7 protein-coding genes are annotated in these 6,403 nt (G+C 36.9%); 2 read left to right on the top strand and 5 right to left on the bottom strand.

Annotation, left to right across the window (positions count from 1 at the left end; all coding sequences use genetic code 11):
* Nucleotides 1-86 (bottom strand): ArsR family transcriptional regulator (locus tag DYY65_RS13140; RefSeq protein ID WP_441338329.1); only part of this gene is annotated, 86 nt, incomplete at its 3' end.
* Between the two features lie 104 nt (nt 87-190).
* The gene (locus DYY65_RS09990) at nt 191-1,618 is read right to left on the bottom strand and encodes an MBL fold metallo-hydrolase (protein ID WP_236561784.1); all 1,428 of its coding nucleotides are present in this window, start codon (nt 1,616-1,618) and stop codon (nt 191-193) included.
* Nucleotides 1,619-1,782: 164 nt separating this feature from the next.
* On the opposite strand from DYY65_RS09990, the gene DYY65_RS09985 reads away from it, so the two are divergent.
* Entirely contained in the window at nt 1,783-2,109 is a 327-nt protein-coding gene (locus DYY65_RS09985; protein WP_162477815.1) for a hypothetical protein, read from the top strand.
* A 33-nt stretch (nt 2,110-2,142) separates the two neighbouring features.
* Here DYY65_RS09985 and DYY65_RS09980 read toward each other — a convergent pair whose 3' ends face one another.
* The 3 genes from DYY65_RS09980 to DYY65_RS09970 form a co-directional block, all read right to left on the bottom strand.
* On the bottom strand, nt 2,143-2,550 hold the full coding sequence (locus tag DYY65_RS09980; RefSeq protein WP_162477814.1) for a cupredoxin domain-containing protein: 408 nt from the start codon (nt 2,548-2,550) through the stop codon (nt 2,143-2,145).
* Nucleotides 2,551-2,792: 242 nt separating this feature from the next.
* The gene (locus DYY65_RS09975; protein WP_162477813.1) at nt 2,793-4,058 is read right to left on the bottom strand and encodes a multicopper oxidase domain-containing protein; all 1,266 of its coding nucleotides are present in this window, start codon (nt 4,056-4,058) and stop codon (nt 2,793-2,795) included.
* A gap of 439 nt (nt 4,059-4,497) precedes the next feature.
* The gene (locus tag DYY65_RS09970) at nt 4,498-5,304 is read right to left on the bottom strand and encodes an adenylate/guanylate cyclase domain-containing protein (RefSeq protein ID WP_162477812.1); all 807 of its coding nucleotides are present in this window, start codon (nt 5,302-5,304) and stop codon (nt 4,498-4,500) included.
* A gap of 246 nt (nt 5,305-5,550) precedes the next feature.
* Between DYY65_RS09970 and DYY65_RS09965 the strand changes: the two genes are divergently transcribed.
* The gene (locus DYY65_RS09965; RefSeq protein WP_162477811.1) at nt 5,551-6,177 is read left to right on the top strand and encodes a redoxin domain-containing protein; all 627 of its coding nucleotides are present in this window, start codon (nt 5,551-5,553) and stop codon (nt 6,175-6,177) included.
* The last annotated feature ends 226 nt before the right edge of the window (nt 6,178-6,403 follow it).

Raw genomic sequence — 6,403 nt, 5'->3', positions numbered from 1 at the left:
GATGCTCCAGTTAATCCTAGCTCATCGGCCAATTGGGCCTGAGTCATAGGTTTTTGTCTCAACAGGTCCAGTATTGCCCTTCGCATAGGATCAATCAACACTTTTGCAACTCTTGAGCTATTTACAATATACACTGCTTTCATTGTTATTCCTCTTCTACGTACATCAATCTCTACATGACCTGCTTCGTCTATCTAAAGTTCTCTTGAATATATTTTCTAAATCTTAGTGCATCTCTATTGCTTATTAAAATAGTGTCATGAAATACATACTTTTTACCTTTAAACGCATTTATACTGAGTGAAGCATCTCCATGTTCCTGTTTCTGTTGCTGTTCCTCCGAAGCGGGGATAAACAGTTCCATCTTTAGCTCAGGTCCCCTTGCGAGCATACCCTTCTCAGCTGCACCGCGGATAAGAAGATCATTATTCTTGTCCCTCCTTGGTCTGTCGAACTGTAGTGTGTATCTGTTGATTCTATCCTCTATTTCAATTTTCAGCTTATCTTCTTTATTGGGTTTTTCTATCTTGAAAACATAATTCTCAAGGCTTTCTATTTCAATGATATTTCCAACAGCTACATTTTCATCAACCTGATATTCTAAATTCTCATTAGACTTAGGAACCCAAGTCATGCCCTCTTTTGCCACAGTTATCTTAAACCTCCCGTTATCTCCACTAATTCCAAGATGAGAATCTACATTTTTTTGTAGCTCAGTGGCTGTCATTGCTTTAACTGGACCTTTGAACCACTGGTTCTTGCTCTCCTGAAAGTCCATTAGTCCTCTATAATGAACCAAGTAACATTCTTTTGCATTCCATCGTCTTACAAGCTGATAAGCATCACTTACAGAGATCATACCAGTCTCGGGATGGGGATTATAGCTTTGAGTACCTAGGATCAATAGATCCGGATTCCATAGTAAATTCTCATTCACTTCTGGTAAAGTCAGAAAGTCCCATCCAAATATGATCTTTCTTTCGTTGGTTCTTACGATATAAATAACAGAGCCTGAAGGTGAGTCCTCGCCATGTAATGCCAAGATTGGAAATATCGAAAATGGGCCAACCTGGAATATTTCACCAGGCCGTATGGTATTAAAGGAAACAACTGATTGCTTCTCTACAAGCTTGGGAAACTTGGCTATGATTTGGTCACGGCATTCATTAGTGCAATAAATATTCAATTTATCAGACGCACTCGCTTTACTTGCCAGTAACGGGAGTTCCTTAATATGATCATCGTGAGAATGAGTTATTAGTACAGCATCAGGGATATGCGATAACGATGTCTGTCGATCAACCGGTGCCATCTCAGAAATATAATCTTCTATGCTTTTGACTACTCCCTCGCCAACATCAACAAGAAGATGAGAAAATCCATTTTTTTTGCCAAGTGCACTATCTCTCATAAATACTGAGCAGGATGTGTTAGCAGCTCTTTCCATTCTCTTTACTTCTGCTGCCCTTTCAGACTTTTCCTCATCACCCATAATTGAAAAGTCTGGCAACGTTCCATTTATTCTCACAAATAAATTATGTTCTATGTTCAGATTCTGTTTCGAGCTCTCTGAGCCATATTCATCTCTTATATTTTTATTCATGCCGACTAAAGCCATATTATGATACATAAGACAACATATTTAATAAATCTAACGCCTAGATATATCTAATATATAAAGAAGATATATCTAATATATAAAGATCCTTTTTATATACTCATTAGACTTGCTACTTGCAATAGGTATTAGTTTTTATGTCCAATTGCTGAGATATAATTAAATTGAGTGAACCTGAAACAGATTCAGATTCAGGAATATTTTCGAGTATACCAGGCAAGAAAATGGCAGCACTGGTGGCAATTGTAATAATTGGAGGTTTCTTCGGTGTCCAAGCTATGTTTGGGTTCCCAATTAAAGATTTAATAAGAAATGATGTCACCGAACAGGCAAAAATTGTCACCAAATCAGAAGGAACTTGTGTTGTAATTGGTTCAGATCAGCATCCAAGAGGTATTGCTAACTGTCCTTACAAAGTAGGTGATATTCTGGTTATAACTTTTAAACAGGGAACAGCCCCTATCGAAAAATACCATAAGAGCCCGTTGTAAAAATAATGAAAAATATATAAAAATAAACAAAAATTACTTTACTATTACTTCACCTAACATTGTTGGATGGAGGGTACAAGAGTATTGTATAGTTCCAGGTGTGGCAAACGTGTGTGTAAATGTTTTTCCGGGAGCCATAATCCCAGAATCAAACCCATTAACAGGGGTATTGCCAGAAGGATTTCCTTCTGTAACTGTGTGACCAGTGTTATCGTTATTTGTCCACGTGACGGTCGTTCCTACATGAACCGTAAGCGGCGAAGGGTTATATGGCTCTGTGGCACTTGGATTTGATGCACCTTTGACTATAGAAACTTGAGCTGATTTTGATTGGCCTAAGGCGCTTGGTGCCAGAATAACGGCCCAAGTTATAATTATTAGAGCCAATGCAATAACCCCAAAAGAAATTAGGTGTTTAACAGTATTTGATGCTTTCATCATGTAGAAGTATACGATAATATATTAGATAAATCTAACTATTTCAAGCACAACTGAAATATGCTTACCGAATACGTATAAATACTATTCCTCGACTTAACCGGAACTAGACAATGATTAATCAATATTTAAGCAAATTATTACACTTGAAGATGTTTGTGAATTACCTTGCTAAATTATGTCTGTAAGCTGTATTGGTACCTATATTAGTAGGTACAATAATTGCTTACCTTCTACGTCTCTGTCTAACTAGCCCTTGTTGTAATAGCCCTCCCAGTTACGTTGAAAACTCCAAGCCATCCCAAATCTGTGAAATGATTGAGATGTGAATGGAACATGAACATTCCTGGCTCCAGAAAGTGCACGTCAACACAACCTCGGTCTCCTTGCATAAGCGAAACTATGTCTGTATACTTTATTGAACTGCTCATTGTACAACTTGGAGTATAGGTGAACATAGCTCCGTGAAGATGAAAGTTATTCAGAGGATCGAATTCTACCATATTCACTAGGTATATCCTATAGTCTACTCCAGTCTTCAATTGAATCTCATGTGGTCCGGTGTATCCAAACACCATTCCGTTCACAGTATAGAATTGATTATCTGGTCCATTTCCTTCGTCTGCTGCTTCTTCTACTGCTGTAAGATTATGCAATATTTGACTCTCTGTAGCTGGTACTGTTTGATTCAAATGTCCTTTTCCATCTGCTCCCATGTAGCTAAACGTATATTCGTTTAACATCATGACCATTTCTTTTGCTGCTGGTCGTGGATGGGGTGGATCTATAATCATCATTCCATATAGTCCTCTGCTAACATGCTCCTCAACGGGTGTCATATGACAATGGTACGGATATAGGCCTGCTGGAGTTGCAACAAAATCATAGGTATAATTACTTCCTGGGAATATCATTCCTGATGCGGTCATAGTTCCGTCGTTAATACCTGAGTGTATGCTATGAACGTGCCAACTATGAGGGAACTTGCTGTCTTTGGAGTTTATCACAGTTACCTGGACATGATCTCCTTGAGTTACCCGGATTGTAGGTCCTGGAATTGTGCCGTTAAATGTCCAAGCATGGAATATTACTGGCTGATACTTTGTATGATTTGCTACATAGTGGTATGTTCCCGTGAACATAGGGTCCATTTGATTAGTAGTTATTGGATATGGTTTTCCCGAGCCATTGAAGTCGTCAACTAACAAGATAAACTTTCTAAGAACGGTTCCATTGTTAAAAACAGTTACGTGACCACATGAAAAATGTGTCAAGTACGTTATGTATGTAGTGGGTGTGTGTTGGTCTGTAGCACAGTTTTTCTCTTTATCGTATTGTAGTACCTGTTGGTGCTTAGTTTGTGTTTGACTTGACGTTTGTTGTGGAAACAAAGTTGTCTGTGCATACACTGATGCTAACTTCCCTTGAATACTTACGCAAATGACCGAAAATATCAGCAGAGAAAAGATCAAGAAATTAGATGGTATGATTTTACCATTCTTGTAGAACATATCGAGTTTGGCACTTTTATCCTCAGATATAAAAATGTAACTAAATTATAGTAGACTATTCATATAATTGGATGAGGAATTAAGATAAGAGAAATCCTACTACTATTATAACATATTAGAATATTCCATAATAAGAGTAAATAGTTAACGATTCTCGATATTAGACAAGTAGCTAGATTCATTATGCAATAATTGTAAGGCTATCAATGTAGCCGTCCAGTCTAAAGATGCGGCGGGACGGTAGTATTTGCGATACAGCGGAACATTCAAGTAATAACTATAGCTCAGTCTTTGAAAATAAGCTTTATGCGTTGTCAGTGGCCTGTGCTGTCTCATTTACAAGTCCATTACAGGTTATAAATAAGTCAGGTTCTGATCAGGTTCTGATATGCAAAGTAATGAGAGTAAAATTAAAGTCATAACACAGGGCCCCTATGTCTTAAGTAATTATGTCCACATATTCATATACACGATACATGCTTTCAGGGTCAGAATGAGAAAGATATTTCCACTTTGTCGGGTCTAGATCTATTTCTCTGAGATTGTTATTATTGCTTATAGAGTTTGATGATAGAAGAATATCGTAAAGATATTCGCCAACTAAAATCTGGTTAGGCTTCGCAATGGAGACAATCTTTGAAGCCAAACTTATGCTAGAACCAATTATATCTATGTGAGCTTTTTTTGAATCGTTTCCATAAATTACTACTAGAGCATAACCATACGTTAGGCCTATTTTTACGCTAATCTCAGGCAATTCATGTGTCTTGAATACAGGATTTATGATTTCTTTTATAATCTCTAATATTGCTCTTGAGCACATCAATGCATTTTTACATGCTTTTGTTCCGTCATATCCTGCAGGAAATAATATAATAACGGCATCGCCCTCGTATTTGAATACATAACCACCATAGCCCAATACTGCAATACTTACCTCCTGAGCAAAACATTGGACTAATAAGGCGAACTTGTTTTCAGGTAAGGAAAGACTCATTTCTGTTGAGTTATTGATATCCACAAACATGGTTACCAGATTTGTTTTACTATTTACATGCCTTCTAAGCAATTTTTTGGATTCTTCGGTTGACATGTTAAGCCGAATGCCTTGGTCTAGTGTTTTGATTACCCTGGCGCGAATTTGTTCCGGTAAAGATAAATTAGTAAAGTCGACCCAGCGTTCACTCATGGATATCAGGTAAAGTAAGATACTACTATTCAAAGCTTGCAGAATATGTAATAACATTATAGCGATTTACTGCAAGTTCAACAGATAGGTTAGAGTGACTTCTCCTTACTGAGGCATATTACGGAATTATCCGTCTGTGTGTAAGAACATAAGTAATAGGCCAACACGAAGGACCAATATGTTATTCAATTTGGATGTAATCTGGAAAAAAGTATTAATGAATGAAATGAAGAGAGGTTACTTGGACTTGAAACGCACAAATCGTCTAACTTTTCTAAGGTCATTTAGAGGAAACAACAGAAAATGATTCGAAATTATAGCAATATTCTAGTAGTAATAACGGTAGCGGTGGGATTGGTTTTGGCATCACTAAGTTACTTCTTAGGTGTAAATACTTTAGAAGCTGCAACATCAAGTGAGAATCAACCATTGGTACAAAATGGAAATACACAAAACCATTTCATAATCGATAAAGCTCAATTTAAAAAAGCGCCAGAATTTACTGGCATTACTGGTATTATTAACAACCCTAATTCTATTAAATTAGCAGATTTGAAAGGTAAGGTCGTCCTTGTACACTTCTGGACATACACATGTATTAACTGTATACACACAATTCCTTATCTAAATGATTGGTACCAAAAATACTCTAACAGGGGCCTAGTAATTATTGGTGTTCAAACACCCGAATTTAGTGATGAGAAAAATATCGATAATGTAAAGACGGCTGTTAATCATTTCCAAATAAAATACCCAGTAATCCTGGATAATAATTATGTAACATGGAATGCCTACGGGAATAATTACTGGCCAAGGGACTATTTAGTTGATAACCAAGGATATATTCGTTATAGTCATATTGGTGAAGGAGACTACGGCAAGACTGAGCAAATGATACAGTCTCTATTGGCTGAGGGTGCTATTCCTTGAAGCAAGATGTGAAAATGGTGCTACTTATAATAAAGATATTTATCTTGAGTACGTATGAGGATCGCTATTGGATGAATGGTAATAGCTTAAAAGATTAAGTTGGAGGTATAATCCCTAGAATAGAGGCTTAAGTGAAGGTATAGGGTATTGGATGAGTTTGTACATATCCTCGGAACAACCTGTGAACATAAACCCAAAACTAAAACTAAATGCAGCCATTAATAAA

The organism is Nitrososphaera sp. AFS, from assembly GCF_009898475.1.
In the GTDB taxonomy this organism is placed as follows: Archaea; Thermoproteota; Nitrososphaeria; order Nitrososphaerales; family Nitrososphaeraceae; genus Nitrosopolaris.
This window is presented reverse-complemented; position numbering and strand designations above follow the sequence as displayed.

Coding starts and splice junctions, on each gene's coding strand:
- DYY65_RS09965 (WP_162477811.1), top strand. CDS start 5,551: ATGATTCGAAATTATAGCAATATTCTAGTAGTAATAACGGTAGCGGTG.
- DYY65_RS09980 (WP_162477814.1), bottom strand. CDS start 2,550: ATGATGAAAGCATCAAATACTGTTAAACACCTAATTTCTTTTGGGGTT.
- DYY65_RS09970 (WP_162477812.1), bottom strand. CDS start 5,304: ATGTTATTACATATTCTGCAAGCTTTGAATAGTAGTATCTTACTTTAC.
- DYY65_RS09975 (WP_162477813.1), bottom strand. CDS start 4,058: ATGTTCTACAAGAATGGTAAAATCATACCATCTAATTTCTTGATCTTT.
- DYY65_RS09990 (WP_236561784.1), bottom strand. CDS start 1,618: ATGGCTTTAGTCGGCATGAATAAAAATATAAGAGATGAATATGGCTCA.